This window comes from Streptomyces sp. NC-S4, from assembly GCF_054353315.1.
Genome location: NZ_CM135937.1, coordinates 843,137 through 858,327, shown reverse-complemented (window position 1 = coordinate 858,327; position 15,191 = coordinate 843,137). Strand labels below are relative to the sequence as shown.

The following is a 15,191-nucleotide window of genomic DNA, read 5'->3' as shown; positions in this document are numbered from 1 at the left end:
AGGGCGAGCGGGACCCGGGCGCGGGTCCGCCGGAAGGCGCACCGCCGCCGCACCCGGCCAGGCAGGCCAACGCGGCGGCAGTCATCACGAGTACACGACCTGAACGCTGATGCAAAACTCCCCCTCGGTGCGGACCGTCACCCCAGAAGACGACGGTCCGCGCCCGTTGGTCGCACCGGCGAACCGGGTTTCGCTCACCGGGCCGCTTCTTTCGCACCGGGCCGGGCCGGGCATGGTCCGAAAGAACGTCCTAGCGGATACCGGAGCGCACGCGGACCCCGGGGACCCCGGGGACCTCGCGGACCGCAGGGGCCGCTGGGGCCTTCGGGACCTCACGGACCCTGGGGACCGCCTCGCGGACCGCGGGGGCCGTCGGGACCTCGGCGACCGTGTCCGGTACCGCCCCGGGGCGGTCCTGTTCGAAGGTCCGGAGCAGGTCCGCCGCGACGCTCACCGCGATCGTGGCGGGTTCCTTACCGGTGATCTCCGTCATTCCGATCGGCGTCTTGATCCGGTCGATGGTGGCGGCGTCGTGACCGCCCTCGGTGGCCAGGCGCTTGCGGAACCGCACCCATTTCGCCGCCGAGCCGATCAGCCCGATCGAGCCGAGACCGGCGGTGCGCAAGGCGGCGTCGCACAGCGCCGCGTCCTCGGCGTGATCGTGGGTCATGATCAGGACGTGCGCGCCGGGCGGCAGCTCGGCGAGCACCTCCTCCGGAAGCAGCGGCGTGTGGTGGACGTGGATCTGCGCCACCGCATCCGAGAGCACCCCGAGCCGCTCCTCGGTGAGCATGTCGGAGCGGGTGTCGATCAGGTGCAGATCGAGGTTGTGGCGGGCCAGGATGCGGGCCAGCTCCAGTCCGACGTGCCCGACGCCGAAGACGGCCACTGCCTGAACCACCGGCAGTGGTTCGAGGAGCAGGCTGACGGCGCCGCCGCAGCACTGCACGCCGTGGGGTCCGACGACCTTGTCGTTGAGGGCGAACTCCATCAGTTCCGGCTGCGGATCGGGCTCGACGTTCAGCTGGCGGGCCCGGTCGATGGCGACGGCCTCGATGTTGCCGCCCCCGATCGACCCCCAGGTCTCGGTCTGTCCCACGACGAGTTTGGCACCGGCCCCACGGGGCGCGTGGCCGCGCACGGTCGCGACGGTCACGAGCACGCCGGGCTCCCGGCGTGCTCGCAACCGCGTGACCGCGGCGATCCAGGTCATGTCAGGCATTGCTCAAAGCGCTTGTGTCGGTACGGATCCCGCTGCCGCCCAGCGAATGGCCGTCGCCGCCCGGGACGTCGGCGTTCTTCTCGCGGGCCGCCTCGATCGCCCAGTAGACCGCCTCCGGGGTCGCGGGGGCCGCGAGCTCCACACTGACCCCGGCGGGCCCGAACGCCGCAGCGGCCTGCCGCAGCGCTTCGCGCACGCAGAACGCCAGCATCAGCGGAGGCTCACCGACCGCCTTGGAGCCGTACACCGCGCCCTCTTCGGTGGCGTTCTCCATCAGCGTGACGTTGAACTCGGCGGGCATCTCCGAGAAGCTCGGCAGCTTGTACGTGCTCGCGGCCTGGGTCAGCAGCCGGCCGCGGTTCGGCCCGTCACTGGTGTCCCAGCGCATGTCCTCGAGCGTCAGCCAGCCCGCGCCCTGCACGAAACCGCCCTCGACCTGACCGATGTCGATCATCGGGGACAGGCTGTCGCCGACGTCGTGCACGATGTCCACCCGGCGGATGCGGTAGGCACCGGTGAAGCCGTCCACCTCCACCTCGGCCGCGGCGGCGCCGTAGGAGAAGTACTTGAACGGCGAGCCCCGGAAGGCCTTCGCGTCCCAGTGCAGCCCCTCGGTCCGGTAGTAGCCCGACGCCGACAGCTGAACGCGCTGGAAGTACGCGGTGTGCACCAGGTCGTCCCAGGCCAGTTCCTTGTCGCTGCCCAGGGTGCGGGCGACACCATCGACGATGCGCACGTCGGAGGCGTTCGACCCCAGCTGGCTGGCGGCCACCTGCAGCAGCCGCTCGCGCAACTGCTCGCAGGCGTTCTTCACCGCACCGCCGTTGAGGTCCGCCCCGGAACTGGCGGCAGTGGCCGAGGTGTTGGGCACCTTGTCGGTACGCGTGGGGGCCAGCCGCACCTTGTGCAGCGGGATGCCCAGCGTGGTCGCGGCCACCTGCAGCATCTTGGTGTGCAGGCCCTGGCCCATCTCGGTGCCACCGTGGTTGATCAGGACGGAGCCGTCCTTGTAGATCAGCACCAGCGCGCCGGCCTGGTTGAAGGCAGTGAGGTTGAACGAGATGCCGAACTTGATGCCGGTGATCGCGAGCGCCCGCTTGGTGTGCGGGTGCGCGGCGTTGAAGGCGGCGATCTCGCGCTTGCGGTCGGCGACACCGCCGTTCTCCTCGACCTGCTGCCAGACTCCGGCGATACGTTCCGCCTGCGGGACCGGCTGGCCGTACGGGGTCGCCTGACCGAGACCCGGCTGGTAGAAGTTGCGCTTCCGCAGCTCCATCGGGTCCAGGCCGAGCAGCGGCGCGACCCGGCCCAGGATGTCCTCGATCACCAGCATGCCCTGCGGTCCGCCGAAGCCGCGGAAGGCCGTGTTGGAGACCTTGTTGGTCTTGGCGATGCGACCGGCGACGCGCGCGTTGGGAATCCAGTACGTGTTGTCGATGTGGCACAGCGCGCGGGCGCAGACCGGCTCCGACAGGTCCAGGCTCCAGCCGCCGTCCGCGGTCAGCGTGGCATCCAGCGCCTGGATGCGGCCGTCGGCGTCGAAGCCGATCTTCCAGTCGGCGTGGAACCCGTGCCGCTTGCCGGACATCGTCAGGTCCTGGGTGCGGTTGAGCCGCACCCGGACCGGCCGGCCGGTCAGCTTGGCGCCGAGCGCGGCGATGGCCGCGAAGCCGTGCGGCTGCATCTCCTTGCCGCCGAAGCCACCGCCCATCCGCAGGCACTGCACGGTCACCTCGTGGCTGTGCAGACCGAGGACGTGCGCGACGATCTCCTGGGTCTCCGAGGGGTGCTGGGTGCTGCTCTGGATGAACACCTGCTCGGCCTCGTCGATGTAGGCCAGCGCGGCGTGCGTCTCCAGGTAGAAGTGCTCCTGGTCGGAGAACTGGAACTCGCCGGTGAACACGTGCACCGAGTCGGCGAAGCCGGCGTCGACGTCACCGGTCACCATCACGGGCCGGGCACCGTGGAAGCTCTCGGCCGCGATCGCTTCCTTCAGCGTGATGACGGAGGGCAGTTCGTCGAGTTCCACCTCGACGGCCGCCGCGCCGAGCCGGGCCGCCTCCAGGGTCTCGCCGAGCACCCAGGCGACCGCGTGACCGTGGAACATCACCTCGTCGGGGAACAGGGGCTCGTCGTGCTTCATGCCCGCGTCGTTGACGCCGGGTACGTCGGCGACGGTCAGCACGCGCACCACGCCCGGCACGGCGAGTGCCGGCCCGGTCCGCAGCGCGGTGATCCGGCCCCGGGTCTTCATGACCTGGACCGGGTAGGCGTGCAGCGTGTCCTTGGTGCGGTACACCAGGTCATCGGTGTAGAGCGCGGTGCCGGTGACGTGCAGCACGGCACTCTCGTGCGGCATGGAGACGCCGACCACAGGCTTCTCGGGACGCTCGGACAAATGACTCATGAAGACACCGCCTCGGTGGTTTGCGCGTGCAGCTTCAGCAGGCTCTGGCCGAGCATGGCGGAACGGTAGACGGAACTGGCGCGGTGGTCGCTCATCGGCGTGCCCTCGCCCCGCAGCACCCGGGCCGCGTCCCGGGCGGTCTCCGCGGTCCATGCCCTGCCTTCCAGGGCGGCCTCGGTGCTCAGGGCACGGATCGGGGTGGCGGCCACGCCGCCCAGGCCGATGCGTGCCTTGCGGACGATCCCGTCCTCGATGTCGAGGGCGAAGGCGATCGCGACGCTGGAGATGTCGTCGAAGCGCCGCTTGGCGATCTTGTGGAAGGCCGTGACCGGCGACAGCGGCAGCGGGATGCGCACCGCGCGGATCAGCTCGCCGGGACGGCGCACGCTCTGCCGGTAGCCGGTGAAGTACTCGGCCAGCGGGACCTCGCGCTCGCCGTCGGCATCGGCGAGCACCAGGGACGCCTCCAGGGCGAGCAGTACCGGCGGGCTGTCACCGATGGGGGAGCCGGTACCCAGGTTGCCGCCGAGGGTGGCGCTGTTGCGGATGAGGCGCGAGGCGAACTGCGGGAACAGCTCCGCCAGCAGCGGGACGCTTCCGTCGAGACGGCGCTCGATCTCGGTGAGCGTCTGTGCGGCCCCGATCTCGATGTGGCCGGACTCCACCTCCAGCGAACGGAGTTCGGGCAACCGGTCTACGGCGACCACGCAACTCGCCCGACGGGAGCGGATGTTGACCTCCACGCCCCAGTCGGTGCTGCCGGCGACCACCACGGCCTCGGGCCGCTCGCGCAGCAGCCGCAGCGCTTCGGCGAGGGTGCCCGGCCGCAGGAACGTGCTGCCGTCCTGGGTGTAGGCGGTGGCGGCGGGTTCGGGCGGGGACTGCTCGCGACGCTGCGCCAGCGGGTCGTCCTCGGCGGGCGCCCCGACGGCGAAGGCGGCATCGCGGATCGGACGGTAACCGGTGCAGCGGCACAGGTTTCCGCTCAGCGAGTGCAGGTCGAAGCCGTTGGGACCGTGCTCGGCGTCGGCGTGGGCGTCGCCGCCGTCGGCCTCCTCCGCGTGCGCGCAGCGGTCGGGCCGGTAGTACTCGGAGGCCATGCTGCAGATGAACCCCGGTGTGCAGTAACCGCATTGGGAACCGCCGCGGACCGCCATCTCCTGCTGCACGGGGTGCAGCGTGGGCGGCGTGCCGGGTTCGCCGACCGTGGCGAGACCCTCGGAGGTGATGACCTCCTGGCCGTCGAGTGCCGCGGCCGGCACCAGACAGGCGTTGACCGCCACCCAGTCGGTGGGCTTGTCCACGCCGGGACGGGCCACCAGGACCGAACAGGCGCCGCACTCGCCCTCGGCGCAGCCCTCCTTCGTACCGGTGAGGCCGCGCTCGCGCAGGAGATCCAGCACCGTGGTGTGCGGTGCAGCCGGTGAAAGCGGTGTTTCTTTCCCGTTGACCGTGATCCGCGCCGCTACCATGGCACATCCTCATTTCGGTGCATGGTCGAGCTGATTATGCTAGTAGCCATTTCAGGGGCTTTCTATTTCGCTGGCGCAACCCGGGAGAATCCGGAGCGCGACTCGGCACGCGACGACGTGCCGCAGGCGGTGTGTGAAATCGAAAGATGCCGGGGCCACAGAAGGGCACGCCGGAGAAGAGGGCTGTTCAGCAGCCGTGTGCTACGAGACCCGGAGTCCAGGCGATCTGGTGGGCGGGGCGGTGCAGTTCGGAGATGATCGACATCCGACTCCGCCTCCTTCCATCAGCTCACGGTCCGGTCCGCTCGAAGTTACGTTGCCGCAGGTCCATCGGTCAAGCCGCCGTGCGGAGGCGCCGTACGGGTCCGCCGAACGGCCGGGGCGGGGCCGGGCTGCGGCGGAGGGCCGGCAGGCCCGGCCGGCAGAGGTGCGCCGGGGCATCCGCACCCGGCGCACCCACCGGCCGCAGGTCAGGGGTTCTGGAGCTTCTCCATGATCCACTCGCCGAGTTCCAGGGTCATCACCGTGTGTCCCTGGTTGTCGCTCGCGCACATGAAGTGGTCGAGCTCGCTGTCGGCAGGGTCGATCTTGCTGTGGAGCATGTCGAGGTCGTCGATCTCGCCGGCCGCGACGGCGCTGACGCTCGGAACGAACGTGGTCGCGTTGTAGGTGAGTTCCGCCGGCTCGCCTTCGAGGAGTCCGGCCAGCATGGCGGCGGTTCCGAAGTTGGCGGGCCGGCCCGGCAGGTTCAGGGCTTCGGGGAACAGGCCGCCCGGAGCGCCGTCGATGTCGGGCAGACCGCTGGTGGTGACCTGGATCCCGGCGGCCCCGGTCTTCTTCAGGACGGCGACGACCTGCTCGCCCGTGTCCTGCGTGTCCAGGCGGGTCCCCGTCAGCTCCGCGCCGGTGGTGCGCATCGCCGTCACGCCGGCCGGGATGTTGTTCCCGGCACCGGTGCCCGTGCCGTTGGCGACCCCGAGCCGTCGCACGCCGGGGGGCCAGCTGCCCACCCGCTCCAGTTCCGCGAGGAAGTCCGTGCGGGCCCTGTCCTGGCGGGCCTCCGCGGAGACGGTCGCGATGTGCCAGCGCAGCAGCTGCCGGGCGGCCGGGCTGTTGACCATCCGCGAGAAACTGCCGAGGAGCTCGCCGAATCCGGGGAGGTCGCCCCAGTTGTCCTTCACGAAGTGCGCGAACGCCTGTACCGAGATGGGCAGCCAGGCACCGCTGTGCGGGGTGTCGTAGGAGAGGTAGGTGGCGGTCTCGTGGTCATCGCCGTCGTGGTGCATCTTGGCGAGGGCGTATCGGGTGACCAGCCCGCCCATGCTGAATCCGCCGACCGTCAGCCTGGCGGACCCGTCGCGTTCGGCGATCGTCTTCTCGATGCACTGGATCGCCACGTCGGCGTTGTCGATGATCGACGCGGACCGCTCGTCGAAGCCCAGGAGCACCAGGTCGAAGCCGGCCTCCCGAAGCTTGGAGATGAAGGGGTACTCGCCGTTCTCCAGGCCGTTCCACAGGGCGTCGGGATCGCTCTTCCCGGAGGAGAAGCCGTCGGAGAGGATGACCGGCTTCTTGACCCGGGTCTGGTCCGGGCTGCTGAAGAACACCCAGGCCGTTCCCCCCGTGAGGGGCCAGACGTCGTCCCACGCGGACGCCCGGGGGTGGTGGGGCTGGGCGCCCGGGACGGTGTTGTCCCAGATGCTCACAACAGGCATGGACATGTGGTCCGGCTCCTCTGATTCGTGGTGCGGCCGAGCCGCGGCACCGGTGGGGCCGCGACTGGCGGCACGGACCCGGAACCGACGGCACGACCCTGCGTCCGGTGTGCGGTACCGCCTGCCCCCGGCACCGGGGGCGTCCTGCGCACGGCGAAGGCCTGATGCCACCGTCATATGCAGAGCGGGAATCATGATCCCGAAGCCGATGTCCCAAAACCACCGAATCCCAACCAAGTCACTCGTACGTGGAACGTGCCTCCGGTGCAGGCCACAGGGGCGGAAGGGAAGAAACGATGATGCTGCTCCGATACGGCCCGCAGGACGCGCACACCCCGTACGGGCCCCGTCGGCCGGCGCCGCCGACGCCGGCGGCCGCAGCTCCGGGGAAGTGTTAAGGGCGGATCAACCGAACCTTAAAGGTGCCTTTTGGCCCCCTCGCCCCGTGTCGGTCAAGAGCTGCGGTACGAGTGCCGCGCTTTCGTCGACGCCCATCGGCATTGGTGTTCTGACCTGCACTTTTGAACGGATTCCCCTGATCCGTGCGCCCCGTGGCGGGCCGCTGCGCACCGCTCCAAACCTCCTCACGGCCCGATTCGTAAAAAGGCAACAGGTCTGAACTCGGCAGGGAAGTCCGCCGTATGCAGGACGTCAGGGGGGGCAACGTCCATCGGATCGAGGAGTGTCACGTGTCCCGGAAACGGACCATGAGTCTCAAGAAGAAGTTCGTGTTCTCCGCCGTCGCGGGAACCCTGGTGATCGGCGGGGTCACCGCCACCATGGCGATCGGCAATGCCGCCGAACCCGACGTCGTGTGCAAGGGGTCGACGGTGACGTTGTCGGGTGAGGGTGGTGCGCCGGCGGCGAGCAGTGGGACGTTCCCGGTGGGGACGAAGCTGAAGGTGACGAATCTGGACAATGGTCAGTCGACGACGGTGGCGGTGAACGGTCCGTCGGGTAGTTGTGTGCTGTTGAACAATGCGGCGTTCGAGAAGGTGCGTGAGCCGGGCAAGAATCTGATCCGGCGGGCGCGGATCGAGCGGGTGGATGGTGGGGGTGCCGCGGCGGCTCCGGCGGCACCTGCTGCTCCTGCTGCTTCGGCGGCCCCTCCGGGGGGTGCGCAGGTGCCGGCGGCGACGGGTGAGGTGGTGTGTCCGGGGTCGACGGTGACGTTGTCGGGTGAGGGTGGTGCGCCGGCGGCGAGCAGTGGGACGTTCCCGGTGGGGACGAAGCTGAAGGTGACCAATTTGGACAATGGTCAGTCGACGACGGTGGCGGTGAACGGTCCGTCGGGTAGTTGTGTGCTGTTGAACAACGCGGCGTTCGAGAAGGTGCGTGAGCCGGGCAAGAATCTGATCCGGCGGGCGCGGATCGAGCGGGTGGATGGTGGGGGTGCTGCGGCGGCTCCGGCGGCACCTGCTGCTCCTGCTGCTTCGGCGGCCCCTCCGGGGGGTGCGCAGGTGCCGGCGGCGACGGGTGAGGTGGTGTGTCCGGGGTCGACGGTGACGTTGTCGGGTGAGGGTGGTGCGCCGGCGGCGAGCAGTGGGACGTTCCCGGTGGGGACGAAGCTGAAGGTGACCAATTTGGACAATGGTCAGTCGACGACGGTGGCGGTGAACGGTCCGTCGGGTAGTTGTGTGCTGTTGAACAATGCGGCGTTCGAGAAGGTGCGTGAGCCGGGCAAGAACCTGATCCGGCGGGCACGCATCGAACGCGTGGGCTGAGCGACCGGAGCCCGTTCGGGCCACGGAGGCTACGGCGGGGCACGGTGCATGCCGTCCCCGCCGTAGTGTCGGCCCGGCGACGCGGGATTCCGCCCGCCGAGTGGACAGCGGCGGACAGGACTGAACCGTCATCGCCCCCGCCGGGCATGGAGAGTGGACACCGTCCGCATCGAGTCTGTGCGCCATGAACCTCGGACGTACGAAGGGCGGGCCCACCGCCCCACCCCGCCAGGGGACCGCACTCGCGGCCCTGGCCGCAGCGCAGTTCACCGTGATGCTGGCCACCTCGATCGTGAACGTGGCGCTCCCGCAGATCCGTTCCGGAGTGGGCCTGTCGGACGGCGGGACCACCTGGGTGGTCAACGCCTACGGCCTGGCCTTCGGCGCGCTGTTGCTCGCCGGGGGCCGGGCAGGCGATCTGCTCGGTCGCCGCCGGGTGCTGCTCGCCGGCCTCGCGGTGTTCGCGGGGGCCTCGCTGGCGGCGGGGCTGGCCACCTCCGCCGGTGTACTGATCACCGCCCGTGCCGTGCAGGGCGTGGGTGCCGCAGCCGTCGCCCCCGCCGCGCTCGCCCTCGCGATGAACCTGTTCCCTCCCGGCCCCGGCCGGGGCCGAGCCCTGGGCGTATGGGGCGCGGTCTCCGGCGCCGGGGGAGCGGGCGGCGTGCTGCTGGGCGGTGTGCTCACCCAGGCGTGGGGCTGGCCCTGGGTCTTCCACTCCGTGGCGCTCGGGACGGTGCTGGTCCTCCTCGCCGTGGCGACGCTCGTTCCCCGGGCCGCCGACCGCGGATCCGGGCGGTTCGACCTGCTGGGTACCGCGACCGTCACCCTCGCCCTGACCTGCCTGGTCTGGGCGCTGACCACCGCACGCGCCACCGGCTGGACGGACGCCGGGGTGCTGACCGCCCTCCTGGGGGCCGTCGTACTGCTCGCACTCTTCGCCCTCGTCGAACGCCGCCGACCCGACGCCCTGATCCCGCCCAGGCTGTTCACGACCGGCCGGGTCGCCGCGGGCAATGTGCTGATGGCGCTGCTGGGGTCCGTCTGGATCGCCCTGTTCTTCTTCCTGCCGCTCTACCAGCAACAGGTCCTCGGCATGAGCCCGCTGGCCACCGGGGCGGGCCAACTCCCGCTCGCGATGGCGAACATGCTCGGCGCCGTCGTGGCACCGCGCATCTCGGGCCGCATCGGCGCCACGGCAACCCTCATCGCGGGCCTGCTGACCGAGGCGGCCGGGTTGCTGTGGCTGTCGTGGATGCGGGCGGACGGCACCTACCTCGTCGACGTCCTCGGGCCGAGCGTCCTGGTCGGACTCGGCCTGAGCATCGCCTTCGTCCAGCTCACCGCGCTCGCCGTGGACGGCGTACCCCGGCAGGACGCGGGACTCGCCGGCGGGCTGGTGAACACCACCCGGCAGGTCGGCGGCGCCATCGGGCTCGCCGCCCTGGCCACCCTGGCCGGCTCCGTCACCGCCCACGCCCCCACCGGCCGGCCACCACTGGAAGCCCTCACCGCCGGATACCGGGCCGCCTTCACCGTCTCCGCCACGATCCTGGCCGCCACCGCACTCCTCGCCGTGCCGCTGCTCACCTGCGCGTCCCGGCGCGCACGCCGCACCCGCCGCGTACCACCGCAGCAGGACCGGGCACCCGATCGCGCACCGGCCACCTGATTCGGATTCGGACCCGACGGGCCGGTCGGTCTCGTCCCGTCCGCCCCACCGTTCCATATGGAGGTATCCACCTTGTCCAGCTCCGCAACCGTTCCGCCGCCCGGCACCCATGCCCACCCCACCGGTCTCCCGCGCGAGGTCGACAACCGCGCGGCCTACCTCTGCTTCGGCCTCGCCTACGTCCTCGGCCACGGCGCCGCCGCGGTCTCCCGGGGCGCGTCCCCCATGCTCGACCTGCCCGGCCCGCTGCCCATGACGCTCCTCGGAGGCGGGCTCGCGGCCGGGATCGTCCTGAGCACGACCGCCGCCCTGCGGGCACAACGCGGAGCCACCCCACAGGAGATCCTCTCCGGCAAGCTGCTCGGCGCCGCCTGGATCGCCGCCTTCACCGCCCTGTTCCTCGCCATCACCGGCCTCACATCCGCGCTCGACCAGCCGGAACTGCAGTCCGTCCTCTGGCCCGCCGGTTCCGGTCTGATCGTCGGCCTGCTCTACCTCGCCGAGGGCGCCGTACGCCGCAACCTGCTGCACTACGGCCTCGGCATCTGGCTCGCCCTGACCTCCACCGCGGCCCTCTCGCTCGGCACATCCGGCCTCTACTGGGTCCTGGCCGTCGCGGGCGGCGGGGCCTACGTACTTGCCGCAGTCCTCGAACACCGCCGCCTCCGCTCCCTCCCGGGACAGCACCGCGCCTGACGCCCGGCCCCGTCACCCGTCAGGGCCGCAAGCCGGCCCGCCTGAGCGCGATCTCGGAGAGGCCGGCGATGACGTGCTGGTCCCCGCGCCGCCAAGCGTCGGCCAGACCGCCCGCAGGTGTGGGGAGCGCCGCCAGGTCGCCCAGCCGGCCGGTGAGGGCGCGCAGGGCGAGCAGGTCGGCGCCGCCGGGGGCGTCGAGGAGGCGCCGGATGACGATGCTGCGCCGGATCCAGCGCAGGCGCGCGGGGAGCCACAACAGGAGCACGACGGCCACCGGGACCACGATCAGGGCCAGCGTGGTCAGGTCGGCCACCTGACCGACGGCGTCCTGGAGCGACTGTCCGGCGTCGGCGATCCCGGTACTGGCGTCGGCGGCGGACTGGAGCGGCTTCTTCAGGAGGTCGCCCACGAACGGCACGTTCGAGGCCGCGTCGCCCGCGTTGTCGAGCTGGGCGGCGAGGCTGTCGCCGGAGCTCTCGACCCGCCGCCCCGGCTCGGCCAGCAGCATGATGGCGTCGCGGACGGCCAGGGCGAACCACACGGCCGCGGCGATCAGGACCACGGCGATCAGGTCCGCGAGGATCTGGCGGTTCCGACGTGCTGGAGTCTGTGCGTAGAGGCGCATCGGCGGGCTCCCGTTCGGTTCGGACGTCGAGGAGGAGAGGAGAACCGGCCCCGCCCGGTGAGGCTCGGCCGGTCGGTCGACCGTACGCCGGACTCGACCTCCGCACCGGTTTCCGCGGACGAACGGCCGCGATGCGACGCCTGGTCGGCGCACCGGGGGCCCGGGGAGCGAAGCGCCGGCTCCGTGCCGCGTCCTCCGCCGCCCGGACGGTCGACCGCGAGGGCGTCGGCAGGGCAGACTCTGAGCAGAGGGAAAGGGGCGGGCGATGACCGCACAGCCGATTCACCGGCACGAGCCGGAGCGAGTCCCGCGCAATGCGAGGGGCATCGCCCACGCGCTGCCGCCGGAGGCCGCGAAGGAGTTCTACGCCGAACTCCTCGCCGCCCGGCCGGAAGAGGCGAAGGGCGTGCTGCTGCGCTGGTGGGGCCGCGCGATGCTCGAATCCGAAGCGGGCAGGCGGCGCCGGGTCGAGTCCGCACTCGCGGGAACGATGCCGACGGTCGCCGTCCAGGACATGCTCGACCGGCGACGGGCGGCGGGACTGCCCGTTGAGTGAGGCCTTCGACGACGGCTCCGAAGGCTTGCCGTGCGTACTGTCCGAGGACGTCACCGCCTTCATGACCGACCCGACGCTGCCGCCCTGGGCGATGGGCCCGATCGTGGCCGCGATGGTGGAGATCGGCGAGACCCGAGGACTCGTCGACGGAAGCACGGCGGCGCAGGACTGGCCGGAGTGCCGACTCCTGCCGCTCGGTGAGGACGGGGCGCTGGGCATCATCGAGTACGTGATCGCCAAGGACGCGGTCCCGCCGCGGGTGATCGTGACCCGCGTCCTGCTGTACTGAACCCCCGGAGTCCGGAAGGGCGGGAGCGCCCGCGGGCCGCCGGTTCAGCAGGTCGGACGGGATCCGTCGACAACGGCGTCCACGGACACGGAGCACTCGTCCGCGCCGAGTACGAGCCCCCCGAGGCCCCGTCTGCTGCGCCGTACGGATGGACTCGGGCCGTGCGGCGGCCGGTACGGGGTCTCGCCGCGTGGAGCGGCCTACCTTCGCACTGCTCGACCACCCCTCCACGAAAGGCAGTACTCGTGCGATCGATCCGTTGCGCCCTGACCGCTCTCGCCGCCGGTGGCGTTCTCCTGGCGGGCGCGTCCGCCGCCTCCGCCGACGACGCCTTCACCGTCTACGCACCGGTCAGCAACACGTACTCGATCGTCTTCGGCGACCTGAGCCAGGTGGCCGGCGACGACGTCTTCAACGCCGGCCACGACAACACCGTCGGTTCCCACAACGGCGCGGCGCCGGCCGGTGACATCGGCATGGCGGCCGTACCCGGGACCCAGATCCTGAGCAACGAGGCCCTGATGCAGCGTGCCGCCGGTCAGTGGACCGGCGAGATCATCAGCAAGTAGTTCCCGGTCGCGGGCCGTTGCCTCCCAGGTGGCGTGGCGGCGGCCCGCTCCCGTGCCCCGAAGCGGATCCCACGGATCCGGCCATTTCCCCAAAGAACTTCTGCAAAAGTACTTTTGGAAAGCCTCCGGCGGGCTCTAGCCTCCCCGGATGGTCAGCGAAGAGCAGAGACGCGTACTCGATCCCGAGCAGGACGCCGCAGCCCTGAAGGCCCTCACCCACCCGCTGCGCATCCGGCTGCTCGGGCTGCTGCGGCAGGACGGCCCGGCGACCGCGAGCGAGCTCGGAGTCAGGACCGGGGAGTCGTCCGCTTCCACCAGCTATCACCTGCGCGTCCTGGCGAAATACGCGTTCGTTGCCGAGGCCGAGCACCGGGACGGCCGGGAGCGGCGCTGGCGGGCGGTGCACGCCGTGACGGCCTGGAGCAACAGGTCGATGGCGGAATCCTCACCGGACACCCGCGCCCTGCTCAGCCTCTCCCGCAGGGCCCAGATCGAGCACTTGGAGGCCTCTCTCGTCGGGCACGAGGCCGATGTCGCCGACGGACGCCTGCCACGGGAGTGGGCGGGGCCTTCCGGGATCAGCGACCTGATGCCCCGTCTGACACCCGAATCCCTCACCGAACTCTGGGAGGCGTTCTCCCTGAAGCTCGAGGAACTGACCGCCCGCGACGCCGGGGATCCCCGCGCGGCGCAGGTCGTACTCCTCACGGCAGGGCTGCCCCGCGCGCCGCGCGGCCCCGGCGCGGAGCCGGACCGCTGCGGCCCGACGGCGACGGACGCCGAGGTCGCCCCATGACCGGGCCGCTCGACCTGCCCACCGCACGCCGCCGCTACATCACGGTCTGCGCGCTCTTCTGGCTGCCGCTGGGCCTCAGCCTCGCCCCCCTGATCCTGCTGCTCACCCAGCGCGGCATGACCATGGCGGCGATCTCGGGCCTGTTCGCCGCGCACTCGCTGACGGCCGCGGCACTCGAACTGCCCACCGGAGGACTGGCCGACGTCCTGGGACGGCGCGCCGTCCTGGTGGCCGCGGGCCTGCTGAACATGACCGCCCTTGCCCTCGTCGGACTGGGCTCCGCCCCCTGGTTGCTCGCCCTGGGCATGGTGCTGATGGGCGCGGGCCGTGCCCTGTCCAGCGGTCCGGCCGAAGCCTGGTACGTCGACACCGTCCACGCGGACTCCGGGCCCGACGCAGATCTGCGCCCCGGCCTGGCCGGCGGCTCCTCCGCCACCTCCGCCGCGCTCGCCGCGGGAACCCTGCTCGGCGGCGCCCTCCCCTGGCTGCTCGGAGTCGGTCCCGACCTCGGCGCCCGGCTGAGCGAAGCCTCGTCCGGGCTGGTAGTGCCCCTTTCCGTACCGCTGTTGCTGGGCGCGGCGGTCGAGATCGCCTTCGTGCTGTACGTCCTGACCTCGCTGCCCGAGCCGCCCCGGCCGGCGGCTTCCCCGGGTGACGTACTGCGAGGCATCCCGGCCACGGTCGCGGGCGGACTGCGCCTGGGCGGTCGGGACGCGCCGGTCCGCCGGGTGTTCCTCGGCGCGGGTGCGGCCGGCAGTGCGCTGGTCGTGATCGAACTGCTCATGCCGGGACGCGCTGCGGCCCACGCCGGCGCGTCGGAGTCGGGAGCGGTGCTCTTCGCCGGACTGGCGTGCGCCGGATTCGTCTGCTCCGCCGTCGGCAGTCGGCTCGCTCCGCTGGCCGCCCGGACGGCGGGCAGCGGCGAGCGCGCGGTCATGGTGAGCCTCGGCGCCGGCGCGGGCGGGCTGCTTCTGCTCGCCGCCACCGCGGCGTCCACCGGCACGGGCGCCCTGGCGCTCTCGGTCGTCGGCTACGGCCTGGTCTACCTCGGACTCGGCGCGGCGGGACCGAACCAGAACGACATCCTGCACCGCCGCGTCACCAGTGCGGGCCGGGCCACCGCGCTGTCCGTCCAGTCCCTCGCCCTGCAACTGGTGGGAGCGCTCACCGGACTGGTCGTCGGAGCCCTCCGGCCGGGCCCGGTGCCCTGGCTCCTGGGAGGCGCCGTACTGCTGGCGGGATCCCTCCTGTGGCTCCGCCGCAGCGGTCCCGCACCGTCGGCTCCGGAGCCGACGCCGCCTCAGCCGCTCGCGGCCACCCGGGGCGAGGCTGACCGGTGACCCGCCCGTGCCCGCGCCGGCGTTCGCGGAACCGTGGGGGCCGAGGGTGCGAGGGGTGTTGCGCCCGCTGTCCGGGCGAGGCGGTGTGGTGGGGGCACCGGACCGGCGGCA

At 71.7% G+C, this 15,191-nt stretch carries 13 protein-coding genes and 1 pseudogene; 9 read left to right on the top strand and 5 right to left on the bottom strand.

All coding sequences use genetic code 11. The features are described from left to right. Positions 1 to 250: 250 nt before the first annotated feature. From xdhC to ACXNSR_RS03375, 4 genes are all read right to left on the bottom strand, one after another. Complete coding sequence (gene xdhC, locus ACXNSR_RS03390; protein ID WP_458640641.1) at positions 251 to 1,213, bottom strand: xanthine dehydrogenase accessory protein XdhC; 963 nt, start codon at positions 1,211 to 1,213, stop codon at positions 251 to 253. 1 nt (position 1,214) lies between these two features. Then, complete coding sequence (xdhB, locus tag ACXNSR_RS03385) at positions 1,215 to 3,629, bottom strand: xanthine dehydrogenase molybdopterin binding subunit (protein ID WP_458640640.1); 2,415 nt, start codon at positions 3,627 to 3,629, stop codon at positions 1,215 to 1,217. Continuing rightward, positions 3,626 to 5,101, bottom strand: a complete 1,476-nt coding sequence (locus tag ACXNSR_RS03380; RefSeq protein WP_458640639.1) for a xanthine dehydrogenase small subunit — start codon at positions 5,099 to 5,101, stop codon at positions 3,626 to 3,628. The genes xdhB and ACXNSR_RS03380 overlap by 4 nt, the downstream gene beginning before the upstream one ends. Before the next feature lie 470 nt (positions 5,102 to 5,571). Next, complete coding sequence (locus tag ACXNSR_RS03375) at positions 5,572 to 6,822, bottom strand: esterase/lipase family protein (RefSeq protein ID WP_458640638.1); 1,251 nt, start codon at positions 6,820 to 6,822, stop codon at positions 5,572 to 5,574. 788 nt (positions 6,823 to 7,610) lie between these two features. Between ACXNSR_RS03375 and ACXNSR_RS03370 the strand changes: the two are divergent. From ACXNSR_RS03370 to ACXNSR_RS03355, 4 genes and pseudogenes are all read left to right on the top strand, one after another. Further along, positions 7,611 to 7,862 (top strand): annotated as a pseudogene (locus ACXNSR_RS03370) (hypothetical protein); the annotation flags it as partial. Between the two features lie 99 nt (positions 7,863 to 7,961). Further along, positions 7,962 to 8,540, top strand: a complete 579-nt coding sequence (locus ACXNSR_RS03365) for an RlpA-like double-psi beta-barrel domain-containing protein (RefSeq protein WP_458643550.1) — start codon at positions 7,962 to 7,964, stop codon at positions 8,538 to 8,540. Positions 8,541 to 8,724: 184 nt separating this feature from the next. Next, a complete protein-coding gene (locus ACXNSR_RS03360; protein WP_458640637.1) occupies positions 8,725 to 10,209 on the top strand; it encodes an MFS transporter in 1,485 nt (494 codons plus the stop codon). A 72-nt stretch (positions 10,210 to 10,281) separates the two neighbouring features. Continuing rightward, positions 10,282 to 10,905: an ABC transporter permease gene (locus tag ACXNSR_RS03355; protein ID WP_458640636.1), complete on the top strand. Its 624-nt coding sequence runs from the start codon at positions 10,282 to 10,284 to the stop codon at positions 10,903 to 10,905. Between the two features lie 19 nt (positions 10,906 to 10,924). On the opposite strand, the gene ACXNSR_RS03350 is transcribed toward ACXNSR_RS03355, so the two are convergent. Then, the gene (locus ACXNSR_RS03350; RefSeq protein ID WP_458640635.1) at positions 10,925 to 11,530 is read right to left on the bottom strand and encodes a hypothetical protein; all 606 of its coding nucleotides are present in this window, start codon (positions 11,528 to 11,530) and stop codon (positions 10,925 to 10,927) included. Positions 11,531 to 11,795: 265 nt separating this feature from the next. On the opposite strand from ACXNSR_RS03350, the gene ACXNSR_RS03345 reads away from it, so the two are divergent. The 5 genes from ACXNSR_RS03345 (at position 11,796) to ACXNSR_RS03325 (ending at position 15,080) form a co-directional block, all read left to right on the top strand. Continuing rightward, positions 11,796 to 12,086 carry a hypothetical protein gene (locus ACXNSR_RS03345; protein WP_458640634.1) on the top strand — a complete coding sequence of 97 codons (291 nt, stop codon included), beginning with the start codon at positions 11,796 to 11,798 and terminating at the stop codon, positions 12,084 to 12,086. Next, positions 12,079 to 12,375, top strand: a complete 297-nt coding sequence (locus ACXNSR_RS03340; protein WP_458640633.1) for a hypothetical protein — start codon at positions 12,079 to 12,081, stop codon at positions 12,373 to 12,375. Before ACXNSR_RS03345 ends, ACXNSR_RS03340 begins: the two co-directional genes overlap by 8 nt. A 245-nt stretch (positions 12,376 to 12,620) precedes the next feature. Beyond that, entirely contained in the window at positions 12,621 to 12,944 is a 324-nt protein-coding gene (locus tag ACXNSR_RS03335; RefSeq protein WP_458640632.1) for a hypothetical protein, read from the top strand. 148 nt (positions 12,945 to 13,092) lie between these two features. Beyond that, entirely contained in the window at positions 13,093 to 13,740 is a 648-nt protein-coding gene (locus ACXNSR_RS03330; RefSeq protein WP_458640631.1) for a helix-turn-helix domain-containing protein, read from the top strand. Continuing rightward, the gene (locus ACXNSR_RS03325; RefSeq protein ID WP_458640630.1) at positions 13,737 to 15,080 is read left to right on the top strand and encodes an MFS transporter; all 1,344 of its coding nucleotides are present in this window, start codon (positions 13,737 to 13,739) and stop codon (positions 15,078 to 15,080) included. Before ACXNSR_RS03330 ends, ACXNSR_RS03325 begins: the two co-directional genes overlap by 4 nt. Positions 15,081 to 15,191: the final 111 nt, after the last annotated feature.

Coding starts and splice junctions, on each gene's coding strand:
- xdhC (WP_458640641.1), bottom strand. CDS start 1,213: ATGACCTGGATCGCCGCGGTCACGCGGTTGCGAGCACGCCGGGAGCCC.
- xdhB (WP_458640640.1), bottom strand. CDS start 3,629: ATGAGTCATTTGTCCGAGCGTCCCGAGAAGCCTGTGGTCGGCGTCTCC.
- ACXNSR_RS03380 (WP_458640639.1), bottom strand. CDS start 5,101: ATGGTAGCGGCGCGGATCACGGTCAACGGGAAAGAAACACCGCTTTCA.
- ACXNSR_RS03375 (WP_458640638.1), bottom strand. CDS start 6,822: ATGTCCATGCCTGTTGTGAGCATCTGGGACAACACCGTCCCGGGCGCC.
- ACXNSR_RS03360 (WP_458640637.1), top strand. CDS start 8,725: ATGAACCTCGGACGTACGAAGGGCGGGCCCACCGCCCCACCCCGCCAG.
- ACXNSR_RS03350 (WP_458640635.1), bottom strand. CDS start 11,530: ATGCGCCTCTACGCACAGACTCCAGCACGTCGGAACCGCCAGATCCTC.
- ACXNSR_RS03345 (WP_458640634.1), top strand. CDS start 11,796: ATGACCGCACAGCCGATTCACCGGCACGAGCCGGAGCGAGTCCCGCGC.
- ACXNSR_RS03330 (WP_458640631.1), top strand. CDS start 13,093: ATGGTCAGCGAAGAGCAGAGACGCGTACTCGATCCCGAGCAGGACGCC.
- ACXNSR_RS03325 (WP_458640630.1), top strand. CDS start 13,737: ATGACCGGGCCGCTCGACCTGCCCACCGCACGCCGCCGCTACATCACG.